General features: G+C 57.1%; 13 protein-coding genes. 4 read left to right on the top strand and 9 right to left on the bottom strand.

What is annotated here, in order from left to right; genetic code table 11:
* The first annotated feature begins 682 nt into the window (after positions 1-682).
* Positions 683-1,669, top strand: a complete 987-nt coding sequence (locus OLX77_RS00230) for a potassium channel family protein (RefSeq protein ID WP_307631565.1) — start codon at positions 683-685, stop codon at positions 1,667-1,669.
* Positions 1,670-1,799: 130 nt separating this feature from the next.
* The gene (locus tag OLX77_RS00225) at positions 1,800-3,242 is read left to right on the top strand and encodes a flagellar assembly protein A (RefSeq protein WP_307631564.1); all 1,443 of its coding nucleotides are present in this window, start codon (positions 1,800-1,802) and stop codon (positions 3,240-3,242) included.
* A 29-nt stretch (positions 3,243-3,271) separates the two neighbouring features.
* On the opposite strand, the gene OLX77_RS00220 is transcribed toward OLX77_RS00225, so the two are convergent.
* The 9 genes from OLX77_RS00220 to OLX77_RS00180 all read right to left on the bottom strand — a co-directional run bounded on the left by OLX77_RS00220 (position 3,272) and on the right by OLX77_RS00180 (position 13,823).
* Positions 3,272-3,754 carry a DUF3124 domain-containing protein gene (locus OLX77_RS00220; protein ID WP_307631563.1) on the bottom strand — a complete coding sequence of 161 codons (483 nt, stop codon included), beginning with the start codon at positions 3,752-3,754 and terminating at the stop codon, positions 3,272-3,274.
* Positions 3,751-5,751 carry a monovalent cation:proton antiporter family protein gene (locus OLX77_RS00215; RefSeq protein ID WP_307631562.1) on the bottom strand — a complete coding sequence of 667 codons (2,001 nt, stop codon included), beginning with the start codon at positions 5,749-5,751 and terminating at the stop codon, positions 3,751-3,753. The genes OLX77_RS00220 and OLX77_RS00215 overlap by 4 nt, the downstream gene beginning before the upstream one ends.
* A 24-nt stretch (positions 5,752-5,775) precedes the next feature.
* The gene (locus OLX77_RS00210) at positions 5,776-6,951 is read right to left on the bottom strand and encodes a pyridoxine 5'-phosphate synthase (RefSeq protein WP_307631561.1); all 1,176 of its coding nucleotides are present in this window, start codon (positions 6,949-6,951) and stop codon (positions 5,776-5,778) included.
* 7 nt (positions 6,952-6,958) lie between these two features.
* Positions 6,959-7,945 (bottom strand): PhoH family protein, encoded by a 987-nt coding sequence (locus OLX77_RS00205; RefSeq protein ID WP_307631560.1) that lies wholly within the window; start codon positions 7,943-7,945, stop codon positions 6,959-6,961.
* Complete coding sequence (locus OLX77_RS00200) at positions 7,942-8,829, bottom strand: DsbA family protein (RefSeq protein ID WP_307631559.1); 888 nt, start codon at positions 8,827-8,829, stop codon at positions 7,942-7,944. The genes OLX77_RS00205 and OLX77_RS00200 overlap by 4 nt, the downstream gene beginning before the upstream one ends.
* A gap of 166 nt (positions 8,830-8,995) precedes the next feature.
* A complete protein-coding gene (locus OLX77_RS00195) occupies positions 8,996-10,198 on the bottom strand; it encodes a (Fe-S)-binding protein (protein ID WP_307631558.1) in 1,203 nt (400 codons plus the stop codon).
* A gap of 31 nt (positions 10,199-10,229) precedes the next feature.
* Positions 10,230-11,325, bottom strand: a protein-coding gene (gene prfB, locus OLX77_RS00190; RefSeq protein ID WP_371877448.1) for a peptide chain release factor 2 whose coding sequence is annotated in 2 segments (ribosomal slippage) — positions 10,230-11,255 and positions 11,257-11,325 — 1,095 coding nt in all. Because the reading frame shifts where the segments join, the coding sequence is not laid out codon by codon here.
* 87 nt (positions 11,326-11,412) lie between these two features.
* Entirely contained in the window at positions 11,413-12,975 is a 1,563-nt protein-coding gene (gene lnt, locus OLX77_RS00185; protein ID WP_307631556.1) for an apolipoprotein N-acyltransferase, read from the bottom strand.
* Positions 12,975-13,823 carry a hemolysin family protein gene (locus OLX77_RS00180; protein ID WP_307631555.1) on the bottom strand — a complete coding sequence of 283 codons (849 nt, stop codon included), beginning with the start codon at positions 13,821-13,823 and terminating at the stop codon, positions 12,975-12,977. The genes lnt and OLX77_RS00180 overlap by 1 nt, the downstream gene beginning before the upstream one ends.
* A gap of 533 nt (positions 13,824-14,356) precedes the next feature.
* Here OLX77_RS00180 and OLX77_RS00175 point away from each other — a divergent pair.
* Positions 14,357-15,763, top strand: a complete 1,407-nt coding sequence (locus tag OLX77_RS00175; RefSeq protein ID WP_371877447.1) for a biotin carboxylase N-terminal domain-containing protein — start codon at positions 14,357-14,359, stop codon at positions 15,761-15,763.
* Positions 15,764-15,799: 36 nt separating this feature from the next.
* The gene (locus OLX77_RS00170) at positions 15,800-18,055 is read left to right on the top strand and encodes an acetyl-CoA carboxylase carboxyl transferase subunit alpha/beta (RefSeq protein WP_307631553.1); all 2,256 of its coding nucleotides are present in this window, start codon (positions 15,800-15,802) and stop codon (positions 18,053-18,055) included.
* The last annotated feature ends 28 nt before the right edge of the window (positions 18,056-18,083 follow it).

Genomic DNA, 18,083 nt, shown 5'->3' with positions numbered 1-18,083 from the left:
ATGAATGATGATTCACTCAAGGAAGAAATAGGTGCTGACTATATACCAAAAAATGGATTGAGGCCAGAAAAAATATTTTCATAAGGAAGAGGGAGAGGCATGGGCGACGAGGTGGATAGGTCGAGGCGCTGCAAGGGGTTGCAAGAAGATTTGCAGAGGGAAAAAGGAGATGTGCGGCCGACGGTTCAGCTTGCGTTATGCAGGGCGCAGAACTCTTTGATCAACAGTTTTCTGGCAGACAGTTCCAGTTTGAAATAGAAAGGGCTTTGCATGAGGATTTGGATGGCTTTTTGCGGGGTCATGGCACTCTCCTTTTACTGCATTGGCTTTTTCTCCCCTCTGCAGTGTCATTTGCTTATCTCATCGGAGGTTTTCCCTGAAAACTTGATTGGGAAACGCGGGAGCGGGGAAGAGCGCGGCATGAAAAAAAGGCCATTCTGTGGATTGTCGTTTCTTACTAATTGATACCATTGGAAAAATGCAGCATAATATGTATACGATGGTACTGTGCCTGAAGGGGAGTATGCCGTCCGAGGTAAACTATTGGTGTCATCGGGCTGGATAAAATGGCAGGAAGGTCGTGTCCGCGGCTTGCAATTGGTAAGGGGATGGCCTCAACGAACTGAGTTTGTGCCGGGACCTCACTTCAGGATTGGCAAGGCCGGAAATCTTCGAGGGGTGCATGCAAAAAATTTTTTTCGCCGTTTTCATGTTGGTTTTGATTCTATGTATCGGCACGTCCGGATACATGCTGATCGAAAACGGTTCTTTTCTCGACAGCCTGTATATGTCGGTGATCACCATCACCACGGTGGGCTATGGGGAGATTATCCCCCTGAGCCCGGCGGGAAAGTATTTCACCATCTGTCTTATTCTGGTCGGGGTTGGTTTTGTCCTCTATCTGGTGGGCGAGGTCACCGAGTCCATGGTTGAAGGTGGGTTGCGCAAGATCATGGGGAGAAACAACATGGAAAAGCGGGCGGCGGCTTTGAAAAACCACTATATCGTCTGCGGTTTTGGCCGGATCGGCAAGGTGATCTGCAAGAATCTTAAAGAAAGTAAATTCCCCTTTGTTATCGTGGAAAGTGACCCGCAGGAGGTGCAGAAGATCGATGAACTCGGGTATCTGGCCCTGCCTGGCAACGCCTCCAGCGACGAGATGCTGCTGAAAGCCGGGATAAAAGAGGCCAAGGGCTTGATCGCCGTGGTCTCCTCCGATGCGGAAAATGTCTATATCATTCTCTCCGCTCGAGGGCTCAATGCCAATCTCTTTATCATGGCCCGATCCAGCGGGGCGGAAGGCTCGGAGATCAAGCTGCTGCGGGCCGGCGCCGATAAGGTTATCTCTCCGTATTCGATCGGAGCCCAGCGCATGGCCCAGCTTGTTGTCCGGCCGACGGTGGTGGATTTTCTCGATCTCACCGTGCCTGGCGGTGAGCTGGGCTTGCGCCTCGAAGAGTTGCGGGTTTCCGCGAATTCACCTCTGGCCGGTAAGCGGCTGATGGATTCCGGCCTTCGCAAGGAGTATGATCTCATTGTCGTCGCCATCAAGAGGGAACACGGGGAGATGCACTTCAATCCCCAGCCGCAAACGTTGATCCTCCCTCAAGACATTCTGGTCGTGCTTGGTGAGCATGCACATATTGCGGCATTGGAAAAACAACTCTAATATCTCGCGGGTGTGATATATTATACCCGTTGTGAATCTGGCCAAGGTTGAAGATTTTTCTCTACTGGCCGATAGGATACGAGAAAGGGACGTAAGCTGATTTTTTATTCTTTCGTAGGTGGCAGGCGCAATGGCAAGTGAAAAACTTTTCAAAGGCGGGGTGGAGATTCAGAATGGCGCTTTTATTCTGAGGGTCACCAAGGATCGCCTCCAGGCTGTTGTTACCATGAAAGATGCCAAAGCGGGTGCGCAATTGGTCCTCGATCTGCTCCAGAAGGAACTTGCCGAGAATGGAATTATCAGCGGGATCCTGCCAACCCCGGAGTCGGCAGGAGGAGGATCGTTTATCGTGGCCAAAGGGTCGCCCCCGGTTCCCGGCGAAAATGCCAGAGTGAAAATGCATGTCAAGCCCGCCACCCCCGGACCGCAACGAGCGGATCCGGATAAGGATCAGGTGGATTTCCGCGAACTCGGCACCATTGTCAATGTCGCCAAGGATCGGCTGTTGCTGGAAAAAATAGCACCCAGTCAGGGCAAGGCCGGCCAGGATGTTTTCGGGGTCGGTATTTCGGCCAAGGCGGGAAAAGACAGCAAGCTCAAGTATGGAAAAGGCGTGACCCTCTCGCCTGACGAGATGAAGATATTTGCCGCCTTGGACGGCAAGTTCGTCATGGCCGAGGGCCGGCCCACGGTTTTTGGCGAACATGCCATTGCCGGCGATGTGGATATGAAGGTGGGAAATATCGTCTTCGGCGGCGCCAAGCTGGTGATCAGCGGGGAGGTTCTCCCCGGCTTCAGCGTTAAATGCCGCGGCGATATCTGGATCGGCCAGGGGGTTAACAATTCCTCTGTTATGGCTGGCGGTTCCTTGACTGTTATAGGTGGGGTTGTCGGGGAAGAATCGAAACTGCGGGCCAAGGGCGACATCACCGTTGATTTTGTGGAAAATGGCCCCAAGCTAGAAACCGCAAGCTATCTTCGGGTCAATGATGTGCTCCTGCAGGCGCACGCCAGTGTCGGCAAGGATGTGATCGCCACCCAGGGGAATGGGACGATCATCGGCGGCAAGATTATTGCCGCGGGCTCGGTGCATGTGAAGGAGCTGGGGTGTGAAGCCGAGGTGGTCACCGAGGTCTGTGTCGGATTGGTTCCTTCCCTGCAGATGAAGAAACAGAAAATAGAAGAGGAGCTTACCCTCTGGTCGGACCGGTTGAACGAGGTCATCAAGAACATCAGTGCCCTTGAGAAGATTAAGAAGGAAGCGGGGGCGCAATTTCCTGCAGAAAAAAGCACCCTGCTGGCCAAGTGCAAGGGGTTCATGCCCAAGGCCATGGACAAGGTCACCCTCCTGACCGAAGAAAGCCAGGCTCTGGAGTTGGAGTTGGAGCAGATGGTCAACGAGGTGGTGTATGTCTATGGCCATCTTTTTCCGGGCGTGGTGGTCAAGATAGGCAGTCTGGTTCGGACCATCACCCTTGAGGAAGAGCTGTCGGTTGTTTATTTCGACAAGGAAACCCGCCAGATTCTGGTGCGGAAGATGAGCCGAGATGAGCGGGACGCCATGCCCGCCTGAGTGTCCCCCCCCCCCCTGCTGCGGCAGAGTCAATTTTCGGTGCTGATAGCCTTGCCGCTGGAGGTGAAAGAGATTCCCTGCTGCGATTCCGCCCCGATCATGATGGTCTCGACGAATAATGGATTGACAGCCTTTGTCGAAGTCCATTCAACTATGAAGTTGGCTCCGGAACCGCCGCTTTTATCTTTCTGCGGCACAACATATCGGATTGATTCCAACGGGCCAAGGGAGACAGGCTGCTCCAGATATTTTCTGATGCGTTTCCCCTTGGTATCGTAATAATCCGCAGCGGTTATGGTGACGGGGTGTTTGGTGTCTATGTTTCGGATGCTGAGAGTCACGGTCAGCAAAAAAGGATTTTCTCTGTTGCCTACATAGATATGGGAATAGGCCGGGACATAAATAGTTTGTCCTTCTGAGAGATCCGTGCCCCCTTCGGCATGGCCGATCATGGGGGCAAGAAGCACGAGCGCAACCAGAGCCAGGAAAGACAGGCCGCGTGACTTTTTCATAGTTTCTTCTCCAGGTCGGTGTTTGACGGCAGTTGTTGCCTAAAGGTGTCCGCCATCTTCTTGAATGCGAGCCGTTCCTGCTGATTCCCCACGACCGCGACCAAATCTTCTGCTGTAAAACAGTAATCCGCTTTGGGGTTGGAGTGAAATTCTTTCTTGTGCATCACCCCCACCACCGTAGCGCCCGTTTTGCTCCGGACAGCCGCCCCCTTGATGCTTTCGCCGATCAGAGTGCTTTGCGGGTTGATCTCCACCCAGGAAATCTCCAGCAGGTTTTTGATGGTGTTCAGCTTGGTGAGGAGGTGGTAGTTCTGCTGGGAATACATCGGTGCGTACATCTGCTGCCGCACTTCGTCGGTGTATTGCTGGATAACCGGCACGGGAATTTCCAGGTGCAAAAGGGCCTGTCTCGCGATTTCGAGGCCCGCTTCCATCTCCGGCAACACAACCATGTAAACCCCGTTTTCGTAAAGAGTCCGGGTTTGCGCCACCCCCTCGGCCCTGGCAACGATATGCAGGCCGGGATTCAGGCGGTGGGCCTGTTTGACGATGGCCTGGCTGACCACCACCGAGGGAGTGGTGATGAGCAAAAGTCTGGCCGAGGTCATGTGCGAGGCCTCGATTGCCGTAAGTTGACTCATGTCTCCGTATATTACCGGGAAATTGGCGGCCTTGCATTCAAGCATCCGTTGATGGTTCAATTCGACGAGGACACAGGGGACGGAGAGTTCCGTGAGGATTCGGGCGATATGCTGGCCGACTCTGCCGCCGCCGGCGATGATCACATGGTTTGCGAGGCCGTGGCTGGGGAGGTTCTCCGTTTGCAACGGTTCTGGGCTGGAGAACCTTCTGGTAAAGGCGTAGGCGGGGGCGACCAGGATTGAGACCAGGGGGGTTGCCATCATGCTGAGCACCGATACGGACAGAACCAGGGAATAAAGATTCTGGTCAATGGCGCCACTTTCAAGGCCGACTCTGGCAAGGACAAAGGAAAACTCTCCCACCTGAAAGAGCCCGAATCCCACCGCCAGGGGAACGATGTTGCCATAGCCGAAAAGGTGGGTCAGGATGAAAAAGATCAATCCCTTGGCAAGGGCAAGCACCAGAAGCAGGGAAAGAATTTGATCCCAGTGGGCAAAGACGAATGCCGGATCGAGGAGCATGCCCACCGAGGTGAAAAACAGCAACCCGAAGATGTCCCGGAGGGGAATGATGTCGCTCAATGCCTGGTGGCCGTAATCGGATTCGCTGAGCACCATGCCGGCGATAAAGGCGCCGAAGGCGAAGGAAAGCCCGAAGAGATGGGTCGCGTATCCGATGCCCAGGCCGATTGCCGTTGTGGAGAGGATGAAGAGCTCTCTGGAGTTCCATTGGGCGACCGTGGCCAGCAGCCAGGGGAGGAGCTTCGTGCCCAGATAGAGCATCAGCACGAGAAAGATTATGGATTTGCCCACCGCCATTGCCAGCAGGGGCAAGCCTACCTCGGGATTCCCCAGCTGCGGCAGGATAATCATCATCGGAATGACCGCCAGATCCTGGACGATCAGGATGCCGATCATTACCCGGCTGGAAAGGGTGCCCATCAACCCTCTGCCGGTCAGGGTTTTGAGGGTCACCATGGTGCTGGACAGGGAAATCAGGGCGCCGAGCCAGAGGGATTGGGTCGGAGACCAGCCGAAAAATCTGCCAAGGGCAAAGCCGAAAGCGATGCTGAGCAGGATCTGGATGGGCGTGCCGAGCAGGGCGATGTTGCGGACGGGTTTGAGTTCGCTTAAGGAAAATTCCAGTCCCAGGGCAAAGAGCAGCAGGGCGACGCCGATCTCGGCCAGCAGCTCGATTTCATGGATGCCGCCGACCGTGATCCCCCCGGTGTACGGTCCCACCACGATGCCGGCGAGGATGTAGCCCAGGATCAGCGGTTGTTTGAGCCGTTGGGCAAGAAGCGCTCCCAACAGGGCCGCAACCACAATAATAACAATATCCGCCGCTATGCCCATGCAGCCATCCCGATGGTTTTTGTGCTAGCCCGCGGGTAGCAGGGCCAGCATCTCCCGCACCGCCTGATCAAGGCCAACAAAGATTGCCCGGGCCATCACCGCATGGCCGATGCTCAACTCCTCGATGGTGCCCAGAGAGGCCACCCGTCGGGTGTTGAGGTAATTGAGGCCGTGTCCGGCATTGACCCGGAGCCCCATTTCGTAAGCCTCTTCCGCCGCCGTGGCGATGAGTCCGAATTCCTTGTCCCGCAGCGCTTCCGTGGCGGCGTCACAGTACCGTCCCGTGTGGATCTCGACAAAGGTAGCGCCCACCTCATGCGCCGCGTTGATCTGCTTGGAATCCGGGTCGATGAACAGGCTCACCGGAATCCCGGCCTTATCCATGCGGGCGATGACTTCCTGCAGCTTTTTCTTCTGGCCGGCAACATTGAGCCCGCCTTCGGTGGTCAGTTCCTTGCGTTTTTCCGGAACCAGGGTGATCATGTCCGGTTTGATCTCCAGGGCAATACCGATGATCTCCTCGGTTGCCCCCATTTCCAGGTTGAGCTTGGTTTTTATGGTCTGCCGGAGCAGCCGCACGTCCCGGTCCTGGATGTGCCGCCGGTCTTCCCGGAGATGGACGACAATCCCTTGGGCTCCGGCCAGTTCGCAGAGGGATGCGGCGAAAACCGGATCCGGTTCGCTGATGCCCCTGGCCTGACGCAGGGTGGCGACGTGATCGACATTGATGGCGAGACTGACCATTTTTCCTCTCCTTTCTTCGGTTAACAATTGGCGCAAAAGCTGTTCTTCCCGTGCGGCCATGGCTAAAGCCTCATCGCGGGAGCGTTCGTGGTCAAACCCCAGCAGGTGCAACAGGCCGTGGATCAGCAGGATCGTGACCCGCTGATGGAGGGTCACCCCATCGGTCAAAGCTTCGCGGGCTGCGGTGTCCAAGGAGATGATCACATCGCCGAGGAGCTCTGCCGGAAGATGCTCCCCCCCTCCCTCCTGGATGGCAAAGGCCAGGACATTGGTCGGCCCCGACTTATTGCGGTACTGCGCGTTGAGCTGTGCCATCTCCGGGTCATCGAGAAGCAGGATGCTCAGTTCGCTCCGAGCGCAGTTGCAGAAGGCGAGCAGTCGTTCACCCCGCTGCCGGAGTTGTTCCAGGCTGATGGGAGGGGGCGTAGCTGTCTGGCTGGTGATGAGTACGGGCATGACGGCCTCAGTGTTTTCTCGGTGTTGGCCGGCGGGGCGGGGGAAGTGTTTCCTTGGCCGCATAGGCGAGGATGATCTCCTGCACCAGATGGTGGCGGACCACGTCCACCTCGGAAAAATGGTTGAAGGCGATCCCCTTGATATTCTGTAAAATTTTGGCGGCCTCGATGAGCCCTGACTGTCTATGGTCCGGCAGGTCGATCTGGGTGATATCCCCGGTGATCACGGCCTGGGAGTTGAAGCCCAGCCGGGTGAGGAACATCTTCATCTGTTCGTGCGTGGTGTTCTGGGCCTCGTCGAGGATGACAAAGGCGTTGCTCAAGGTGCGGCCGCGCATGAAGGCCAGGGGAGCGATCTCGATGGACCCTTCTTCGATCAGATCCGCGACCTTACCCCTCCCCAGCATGGAGTTCAAGGCATCGTGCAGGGGGCGCAGATAGGGGTTGACCTTCTGGGCCAGGTCGCCGGGGAGAAAGCCCAGCCGCTCACCGGCCTCCACCGCCGGACGGGCCAGGATGATGGAACGGACCTGTTTGGAGACAAAGGCGGAAACCGCCATGGCCACGGCGAGATAGGTTTTGCCGGTGCCTGCCGGACCGATGCCGAAAACAATATCGTTGTTCCGGATACTGTCGATATAGAGTTTCTGGTTGATGCTCTTGGGCGAGACCACCTTCTGCTCGGCGGTGATATACACCTTGTCGAGGAAGATTTCCTTGAGGTTCGCCTTGGGCGAGGCCTGGAGGATCCGCAGGGCATAGGCAACATCCGAGGGATATACCGGGTAGCCGGAGCGGATCAGCTCCTGGAGCTTGTTGATTGCCGAGGCCGCCAGCTCCACCTCGTGTTTTGGGCCGCTGACGGTGAGCTGGCTGCCCCGGACCTGGATGGTGACCCCGCTTCCTTTCTCGATGGCGGTGAGGTTTTTGTTCAAATCACCGTAAAGAAGCAGGGCGGTATTGTTGTCGGCAAGGGCTATCTCGCGTTTGATCAACGGGAGGCTCCGCCTTTGCTGCGCTTGCTCAGCTCCTGGGTGACCATCTGTTGCAGGTCCCTGATGTTGCGTTCTTTCAGGCGGCGGCCATTGACGAAGATGGTCGGGGTGCCACGAACCCCGGCAATTTGTGCGTCCGCCATGTCGCGTTCAAGAGCCTGCCGGCTGACCGGGGCCTTGTAATCCTTGTTGAATCGATCCAGGTCCAGGCCGAGTTTCTTGGCAAGCTCATTGTATTTGGCATCGGAAAGGGACTTCTGGTTCTCAAAGAGCAGATCATGGTATTGCCAGAACTTGCCCTGGCGGTGCGCCGCCAGGGAGGCCAGGGCGGCGGACTGTGCCTGTTTGTGCATGGCCAGGGGGAACTGCTTGAAAACGACCTTGACCTCCTTGGGGTGTTTGGCCAGGATCTCTCCAAACAGTCCACCCACGGTGCCGCAATAGGGGCACTCAAAATCGCTGAACGCGACCACCACCACCGGTGCGTTTTCCGGCCCGAGAAACGGGGCACCCTGGATGTTGATCGGCACGGAGAAATCCAGGGCAACGGTTTGAATGGTTTTATTTTTGCTGCTGGCGAGATAGACCCGGTCGGGAATGTTGGCCGCCTGCAGGCCGGAGGAGGCGATGTGGTCCATGGCCGGGTCAACGGTAACCGTGTCTTCCAGGGTACCCTTGTCGGAATAGATGAAAAGCTTGCCGCCTTCGGCCAAAACATAGGTCCATTTCCCGTCCAGGGAGGCGGCAATATCCAAGGGCGCGGCAGGGGTCTTCAAGGCGGTGCTTACCTCGGCGTCAACCCCTGCCTGGCAGGGTGTGGCGAGAATCAGAGCCGCGAAGATTATCGGGAAACAACCGAAAAGGCGTGGTGCTTTCAAAGCCATTGTTTGTATCTCCTTTTGTGGGAATCACAATATGGGCAGCCGAACCACCCGTCTGTATACTTTGGCTGAAATGGAAAGCCTGTCAGGGAACTACATTATAATGCGCGGAAAAATTACGCAAGGATCAGCAGGGGCAGGAGAAGAAATTTTTAGCCGCAATCTCTCTTTAGAGAAGCTCTGCCAGGAGAATGGCCAGGTGTCGAACCTCGGGTCGTGTCGGATCTTGCCCCAACCCCTGCTGGATCTGGGTGAGGCAGCCGGAGCAGGTGGTGGTCACCAAGTCCGGCTGGGCCAGGGCCAGCTGATTGAGCAGACGGTCCCTGATTGTCGCCGCCAGTTCCGGCTGGGCCAGATGAAACAGGCCGCCCTGGCCGCAGCATTGCGGGCCGTTGGCGAGTTCGGCCAGGCGTAGGCCGGGGATGGACCGGAGGATTTCCCGGGGCGGAGCGGTGAATTCGGGCTGAAACCTCAGATGGCAGGGATCGTGATAGACCACGGTGCGGGATTTGCCCGGCTCGGCAAAGCGGAAAGTCGGATCACCCGTTATTCCCTGCGCGACAAAGGTTGAAAATTCAAGGAGCCGCCCGGCAAAGGCCCGGGACCTTGCCTGCCATTCGGGCTCATCCGCAAAAAGCTGCGGATAGCGGCGCAGTTGGCTGTAGCAGGAGGCGCAGGAGGTCAGGATGGGCAGGGTGTTGCCGCTAAAGGCAAGGATATTTTGCTTGGCAAGCCGCTTGGCCGCAGTGATCTCTCCACCGCTTTCCGCGGCAAGTCCGCAACAGCATTGCTGCTTTGGCGCGATCGGCCGATTGGTGCTGAAGATTGCGGCGAGCCGTTCCGTTGCTTCGATAATTTCTCTGTGCAGATGGGTGGCGTAACAACCGGGGAAAAAGGCCAGAGTCGGCGGGGTGGTTGTTTCCCTTGGGGATTCTGGCAAAACAGCGGGGAGATGTGCCCTCACTTGCGGCAGGCCGAGGCGTAACCGCAGGCCGCTGTCGGCGGGTAACCGGTCAAGCAGAGGGCGGCCCAGGCTGGCGATTGCCGCCAGCAGAGTTGGGCTGCTCAGGGCCTTGCGGGTGATGGTCCTGAGCAGCAGCTGTTGCCCGGCTGTTTTCTCCAACCGTTCTCGGGCTCCAATAAAACGGGCGGGAGGATCAAGCGCCCTTGCGCACACCGAGCGACAGGCCCCGCAGAGCAGGCATTGCGAGAGAATCTCCGCGTAGGCGGTGGAGGCTTGGGCCGGATCCAGCCGTTCCAGGAGATGCAGCCTGCCGCGGGCCGAGAGCGATTCCCGCCTGCCGGCCTGAAAGACCGGGCAGACCACGGTGCAGGCGCCGCATTTTGCGCACTGGCCGGGGGAATCCGTCATGGCGTATATCCCGTTTTTTTCAAGCCGCTTCCTATCGTTGCCACAAGAGATAGGCCTTGATGAACGGATCAAGGTTGCCGTCCAAGGTGCTGTCCACGTTGCCCACCTCAAAATTGGTGCGGTGGTCCTTGATCAACCGGTAGGGCTGCATCACATAGGAGCGGATCTGGCTGCCCCAGGCGATCTCCTTTTTCTCGCCGGCGATATCCTGGTGCTGTTCCTTTTGCGCCTCACGTTCCTTTTCGTACAATCTGGCCTTGAGCATCTTCATGGCCGTGTCCTTGTTGCGGTGCTGGCTGCGTTCGTTCTGGCACTGGACCACGATGCCGGTGGGCAGATGGGTGATACGGATGGCCGAGCTGGTCTTGTTGACGTGCTGGCCGCCTGCGCCGCTGGCCCGGTAGGTGTCGATGCGCAGATCCTTGTCGTTGATGTCCACCTGGATGCTGTCGTCCAGTTCCGGAAAAATGAAGACCGAGGCAAAGGAGGTGTGCCGCCTCCCGCTGGCGTCAAAGGGGGAGATCCGCACCAGCCGGTGGATGCCCATCTCCGAGCGGAGCAAGCCATAGGCGTTATGGCCGGTGACCATGATGGTCACGCCCTTGACCCCGGCCTCATCGCCGGGCAGCAGGTCGAGGATCTCGGTGGGGAATTTCTTGGCCTCGGCCCAACGCAGATACATGCGCAGGAGGATGCTCACCCAGTCCTGGGCCTCGGTGCCGCCTGCGCCTGCGTGGATGGTGATCATGGCGTTGCTCGCATCGTGCTCGCCGGTGAACATGCACTCAAGCTCCACGGTCTCGACCCGCTCAATGAGCGCATCCAGAGCCTGACCAACCTCGGTGAGGGTCTCCTCGTCGCCTTCGGCCATGCCCATTTCGAGCAGGAGTTCCGCTTCTTCCAGCTCTGCCTGGGAGGCGTCCCATTCTTCAACAATATTCTGGATACCGCCTTGTTCCCGCTGTACCTTCTGGGCGTTTTCCTGGTTGTCCCAGAAAGCCGGGGCAAGCGTGAGCTGTTCCAGTTCCTGCAATCGTTCTCTCTTGTGATCTACCTCAAAGATGCTCCTTCAGGGAGATGAGGCGCCCCTTGAGGTTCTGGATCTTTTGTTTGAGTTCCGCAGACATGGTGTGTTCTCCTGACGCTGAATGTTGGTGTTATGAGGCTCAAGATCCGAGGAAAAGGGGGGGGATTGCCCCGTTATCCTTGAATCTTCAACCGTGTTTCCTGCTCCGCCAAAGACCGATGATGGCAAGGAAGAGACATGCCCACGGGAAAAGATATCCCCAGCGGACATAGGAGGTTTGCCCGCTCAGCAGGGCGACCGGCTGGCTGCGGGCATATTCGCTAAAGAGGGGCGAAGCGCCCTCTATCCGGCCCATGGGGTCGATGAAGGCGCTGATGCCGGTGTTGGCTGCGCGTACCAGGGTTTTTCGTGTCTCCACCGCCCGGAATACCCCCATGGCCAAATGCTGCCATGGGGCGCTCGACCGGCCGAACCAGGCATCGTTGGTGATAGTGACCAATAGATTCGCACCGGCCGCCGCCTGTTGGCGGGAAATCTCCGGGAATATGCCTTCAAAGCAGATCAATACCCCGATCCGGCTATTCTGGCAAGATAATGGTGTGTTCGAAATACCGGGGGAAAAGGCGCCCAGGGTTTCCACCAGCGGCGAGGCAAAACTCAAGATGCGGCGGAAGGGGATATATTCGCCAAAGGGGACAAGATGCTGTTTGTCGTAGCGGCCGGCGACCCGTCCGTCCGGGGAAAGCAGGAAGGCGCTGTTGGCATAGGTGAGCGGACCTGCGGCCGAGACCTTTTCCCGGTGGGGCGCTCCGGTGAGCAGATACGTTTGATATGGCCGGGTGAGTTCGCTGTGCAGCCGGAGAAAAAGCGGGTGCTCATACGGATAAAATGGCAGGGCTGTTTCCGGCCAGACGATCAGTTGCGGTTTTCTGGTGGAAAAAACCTCCTGGCTCAAGCGGAGGTAGGTATCAATGGTTTCGCGCTGAAAGTCTGGCTGCCATTTTTGATCCTGGGGGATATTGCCTTGGATCGCCGCCACCTCCATCTGTTCCGCCTGGGCCAGGATGGTCGGCAGGGACTGCATCCGCCAGAAGCTGTACCCCGAGGCCATCACTAACAGGACCGCAGCAACAGCGATAAACGCCGGATGACAGCTCATTTTGCGGCGGAGGAAGGACTTGGCAAGGGTAGCAAGCAGCACGTTTGCCAGGACCAGGAGAAAGGTGAGGCCATAATGGCCGGCAAGGTCGGCCACCTGGATAACCGGGGTAAGATTGTACTGGGTATAGGCCAGGTCCATCCAGGGGAAGCCGGTGAACAACCGGGCGCGGATCAGGTCGAGCGCTACCCAGCATGCCGGGGCGAAAAACAGTAACGGGACGCGTGCTTCTGTCTTGGCACAGAAAAAGGCGAATGCGGCCAGATAGCAGCTCATATACAGGGCAAGAAAGATCAGGGCCAGCACCGCGATGGGCAGAGGCACCTGACCATAGGTGGCCAGGACAATGACGATCCAATAAAGAAGGGGCAGGTAATACGCCAGGCCGCAGATAAGGCCGAGCAGGGCGGCGCGGCGCGGCGTTTGGCTGTCAAGGGCCCAGAAAAGGGGAGCCAGTGCTAGCCAGGCGAGCTGGGGAAGGGCAAAGGGTCCCGGCGAGGCCAAAAATAACAGAGCGCTGGAGAGCAACGCCAGCAGGGCACCCTTGCCCAAATGGCCCTGGCTTTCGGAGCGTGGGAGCAAGGAAACCATCAGTCGAGTTTGTTCTGGATTTTTACGGTGTGGATGCGCCGCCGGTCGGCGGAGACTACTTCAAAAACCAGGGAGTTGATGAGCATGGTGGCTCCCACCGGCGGCACCCGGTCAAGCTGGTGGATGATCAATCCGCCCACCGATTCGTAAGGGCCCTCCGGCAGGGTAATGCCAAAAAAGTCCTCCACTTCTTCGAGATTGACCTTGGCATCGGTGAGCAGCATGTGTTCGTTCACCACCTTCCAGCGTTTTTCCGCCTTATCGTATTCGTCGCGGATCTCGCCGACGATTTCTTCCAGCACGTCTTCCAGGGTCACCAGGCCGCGGACGCTGCCGAATTCATCGGTAACCACGGCGAGATGGCCTTTTTGGCTCTGGAAATCCTTGAGCAGGTTGACGATCTTGCGGGTGTCGAGCACGAAAAAAGCCGGTTTGACCAGTTCCGAGGCCGCCGGCATCTTGGCAGCGTTGAGGCAGAAGGGCAGCAGATCCTTGGCATGGAGGATGCCGATGATGTTGTCCGGAGAATCCTGGTAGATGGGGATTCTCGTATACCCCTCATCGGTGATCAGTTGGATGAGGTCGGCGGCCGAGACCTGAGCCTCGGCGCTGACCATGTCGCTTCTCGGGGTCATGATCTCGCGGACCAAGGTATCCCGAAACTCAAGGATACTGGAGATCATCTCCCCTTCTTCTCGGGTGATCAGTCCCTGTTCTTCCCCGTCATCGAGAAGTTCCTGTATTTCATGTTCAATGTCTTCTGTGGTGTCGGGTGCGCGGTTGATGCCAAAGAAATTGAGGATGCGCTTGAACGGTGAGTCGCCGGAGTCCGGGGCGGATGTGTCCATGTGGGGGTAAGAATCCTCTGGGGGGTATGACAACGGAGCAGGCGCATCGTTGTCGGTGAGTCCGGCGGGTTCGTCCGGGAGAAAATGTTCGTATAATCAGCGGTAACACGCTCTGGCTAAAGGAAATGGCCAGGGGTGTCAAGAAAAAAAATTGACGTTTAGCTTTAAAATCGGTATAAGAGCCACACTTTGACCATGGAATGTATGCCTTCCATGGTGCAGAATTCAAAAACAGGTTCACTATACCATAGAACACCATGCTGTTTCAACAGATTGCGCTTCACGAGATGGAGGGCTTTTTCTCCAGAGGAGAATTGAGGCAGTCGCAACAAGGCCCATTGGCCTTGCCGGTGCCTTTCCTTGTTATGAGATCATCGGAATTCATCCTTTTCATTTGCCCTGAAAATTAGTAAGAACTAGAAAAATGGAAACAACGGAAACGGCGGAATGATCGTTCTCTTTTATTTCCTTTTTGTTTTATGGGGATATGGTGACCGGTGCAGCCTGCCCCGCAACCGATATCGAGGGTTCGCTTGAAAGACAAGGTTTTGATTGCAAATCGGGGCGAGATTGCCCTGCGGATCATGGAGGCCTGTAAGGATCTGGGCCTTGATTATACCGTGATCTATACCGCGGCGGACGAGGAGTCCGAACATGTGCGCCGCAACCTGGACAGCCAGAGCAATATCCGCCGGGCCTGGCGGGTATCCGCCTATACCGATCCCAACGATATTCTTTCCGTGGCGGATCACACCAATTGCACCGCCATCCATCCCGGTTACGGCTTTTTCTCCGAGGACTTCCGTTTTGCCCGGCGGGTCACGATCCGCAACCGGCCCCTGACCTTCATCGGTCCGAAATGGGAGGTGGTCAAGGATCTTGGCGACAAGATCAATACCAAGCGGGTTGCCAACCGTTTGGGAATCCCTACCATTCCCGGGACCGACGGGCCCATCTATAATGAGATGGAGGCCGAGGACATTGCCCTCCATCTCCTGGAAACCCAGGACGGCGAGAAGATCAAGAATCCCTCCATCCTGGTCAAGGCCGCAGCCGGCGGCGGCGGTATGGGCATCGAAGAGGTCTACCAGATCGAGCAGTTCCGCCGCATCTACCGTCAGGTTCAGAACTATGCCAAACGGCAGTTCGGCGATGGCGGGGTGCTCATCGAACAGCGGATCCGCGACTTCAACCATCTTGAGGTGCAGCTGGTCTGCAGCCGGCACGGTGAGCGGGTGCATTTCGGCACCCGGAACTGTACCATCCAGAGCACCGGTCGCCAGAAGCGGCTTGAGGCCGCGCCCGGATTCGACAACTCCTGCTTCAACTACGATTTTGACGGCCAAGAGGTGTTGGACAAGGTCGTTGAATACTCGCTCAAGCTTGCCGCCCATGTTCGCTACGATAATGTCGGCACCTGGGAGTGGATCGTCACCCGGGACGGCCAGCCCTATCTCCTTGAAGTCAACACCCGAATCCAGGTGGAAAACGATGTCTCCGCCCGGGTGAGCTATATCAACAACAAACATCCCAATCTCATCCGCGAGCAGATCAGACTGGCCCTCGGCGACAAGATGGGCTATAGCCAGAAGGATATCGCCTCCCGCGGTGCGAGTATCGAGTTCCGGATCGTCGCGGAAGACACCGCCCGTGGGTTCGCCCCCTGGATCGGGACAATCTCCCGATTTTCCTATCCGAAGTACGATTGGTCTGCAGTATACAGCCATGTGCCCACCGACCGCTCCTATGCGATCCCCAGCGAGTATGATCCCAACCTGGCCTTGGCCCTGGTCTGGGGCGATACCATGGAGGAGGCAAAGGAAAGGGGGCGGAAATTTCTGGCGGAGGTGGCCATCGAAGGCAGCAATGCCGCCGGTGGCCAGATCATGACCAACCTTCCCTATCTTCAAGAAAACATAGCCCGATTGCTCACCTTTTGATGAGCCAGCAGTTTAAACGGCGCAGGTAATTACTTTATGGAAGATTTACGAAAGCGGCTGCTTAAGACGGAAGAACGCACCAACTACCTGAGTCAGATCAAGGATGGTGTTGAGTGGGGGAATCTCTCCGGCCTGCGTGAAAAATTTGTCACTCTGCGGGACAGGTTCTATGACTACACGGAAGAGGAGTTGTCCAAGGAGATCGGACTGTTAGAGGAGTCTCTCTGCTTTCTGGAAGCCCGCTGCGAAGAGACCCTGACCTCCATGGATCGGGTGCGCATTGTCCGGAACCCGCACCGCTTTTCCCTGAAAGACATCCTTGAGAATGTCTATGAGGATTACACCGAACTTGGCGGCGCCGAGGAGGTCAGCATCGATCCCTCCATGGTCGCGGCCCGGGCGAGTATCATGCGGCGGGTGAAAAACAAGTCGGTCATGCAGCAGGTCATGGTCATCGGCCACGAGAAGGGGCATGGCGAGGAATACCGTAACGGCGGTTGTTCCAAGCCCTGGGGCAACGAAAAGGCCCTCCGCTACATGCGGGTGGCCGAGACCGAAGGCATCCCCATCCATTTTTATATCTTCACCCCCGGCTCTTTTCCGGTGGAGGATTATCCCGGCGCCGGCCAGCAGATTGCGCGGAATCTCTACGCCATGGCCAAGCTGCGGGTGCCGATGATTTCCGTTACCTCGGAAGGCGGTTCCGGCGGGGCCGAGGCGGTGGGCATGGCCGATGTTCGGCTGATGTTTTCCCATGGCTACTACTCGGTTATCTCCCCGGAAGGTGCGGCAGCCATCGAAGGCAAGATCCGCGAGGGCGAGAAGATGCCCAAGGAACTGGTGGAGGCCTGTGCCGAAAATCTGCACATTACCGCGGCGGAAAACCTCAAGCTCGGAACCATCGACCGGATTGTCTACGAGCCGCCCCTGGGGGCAAAACGGGACGATTTCGGCTTTTTCCGACAGCTCAAGAGCGAGATCATCCGGGCCACCGACGAGGTGGTTTTGAAAACCAAGAGCCTCAGGGCTTTTCGTGCCTATGAATTGACGATGAAGAAGGCGGGGGATCAGGTTGTTGAAGAACCCCATATCGAGATTTCCTGGGATCTCAACGAGGATGAAGTCAAGCGGCTGCTCAGCTACCGCTCGAAGAAATACCGGGCCATGTCCTGTAAGGCTTATTCCGAAGAGGGCTCGGCCTGTTCCGCCTTCTGCCAGAAGGCGAAAAAAAGTATCGCCAAGCTGTACTACAGCTTCCGCTATGATCTGCTGAAGAGTCAGCAGAAGCAGGTGAAAAAGGTGTTCCAGGATGTGTCCGGAGAAGGATCTGTGTTGCTCAAGCAGGTTTCCTCACCGATCACCGCGGCCTATGATTTTATTGCACGAAAACCAGGCGTACGTCCGGGCAAACCTCCGGCCGCAGCCAGCGGTAGCGGTGAAGATCCCATCGAATTCGGAGATGTCTATACCAGTCCGCTGGCCAATGAGGATCGGACGGTGACCTGTCCCAATACCGAAAAACAAGGGTGCAAGGATCTCTGGGTCCCCGACCTCTACGGCGAATTCGGCGGAGTTTGCGAAAATTGCGGGCACCATTTCCCCTTGGAATATCAGTGGTATCTCAAGCATCTCTTTGATCCGGATTCCATTCGGGAGTTCAATTCCGGGGTCTGCGCGGGCAATCCCTTGGTGTATCCGGGTTTTGAAAAGCGATTGCAGGCCGCCATTGCCAAAACAGGGCGGAAAAGTGGTATTATCACCTTCGACGCCAGGGTCATGGGCGTTGATCTGGTGGTGGCCATGCTCTACAGCGATTTTCGAAACGGGACCGTAGGCGCCGCCGAAGGCGAAAAATTCGTGCGCGCCTGTGAATCGGCCAAGCTGAAGCGGCGGCCCCTGCTTTCCTATGTGCACACCACCGGCGGCATCCGCATCCACGAGGGAACTCTGGGTGTGGTGCAAATGCCCAAGTGTACCATGGCGGTGCGGGAATACATCGACTCCGGTGGCTTGTATATTGTGGTGTACGATAACAATTCCTACGCCGGTCCGGTGGCGAGTTTTCTCGGCTGTTCACCGTATCAGTTTGCCATCCGCTCAAGCCGGGTTGGGTTTGCCGGGCCTCGGGTTATCCGCGATACCACAGGTGAGGACATTCCGCCCGATTACCATAACGCCCGCAACGCTTTGCAGCGTGGCCATATCCAAGGTATCTGGGATCGTCGGGAGTTCCGGCGTAACCTGCATAAGTCCCTGCTGACCATGGGCGGCGGTAATCTGTACTACAGGTGATGCACTCTCAGCTGCAGGCTCCGGCCGG

The organism is Thiovibrio frasassiensis, assembly GCF_029607905.1.
Taxonomy (GTDB): Bacteria; Desulfobacterota; Desulfobulbia; order Desulfobulbales; family Desulfurivibrionaceae; genus Thiovibrio; species Thiovibrio frasassiensis.
This window is presented reverse-complemented; position numbering and strand designations above follow the sequence as displayed.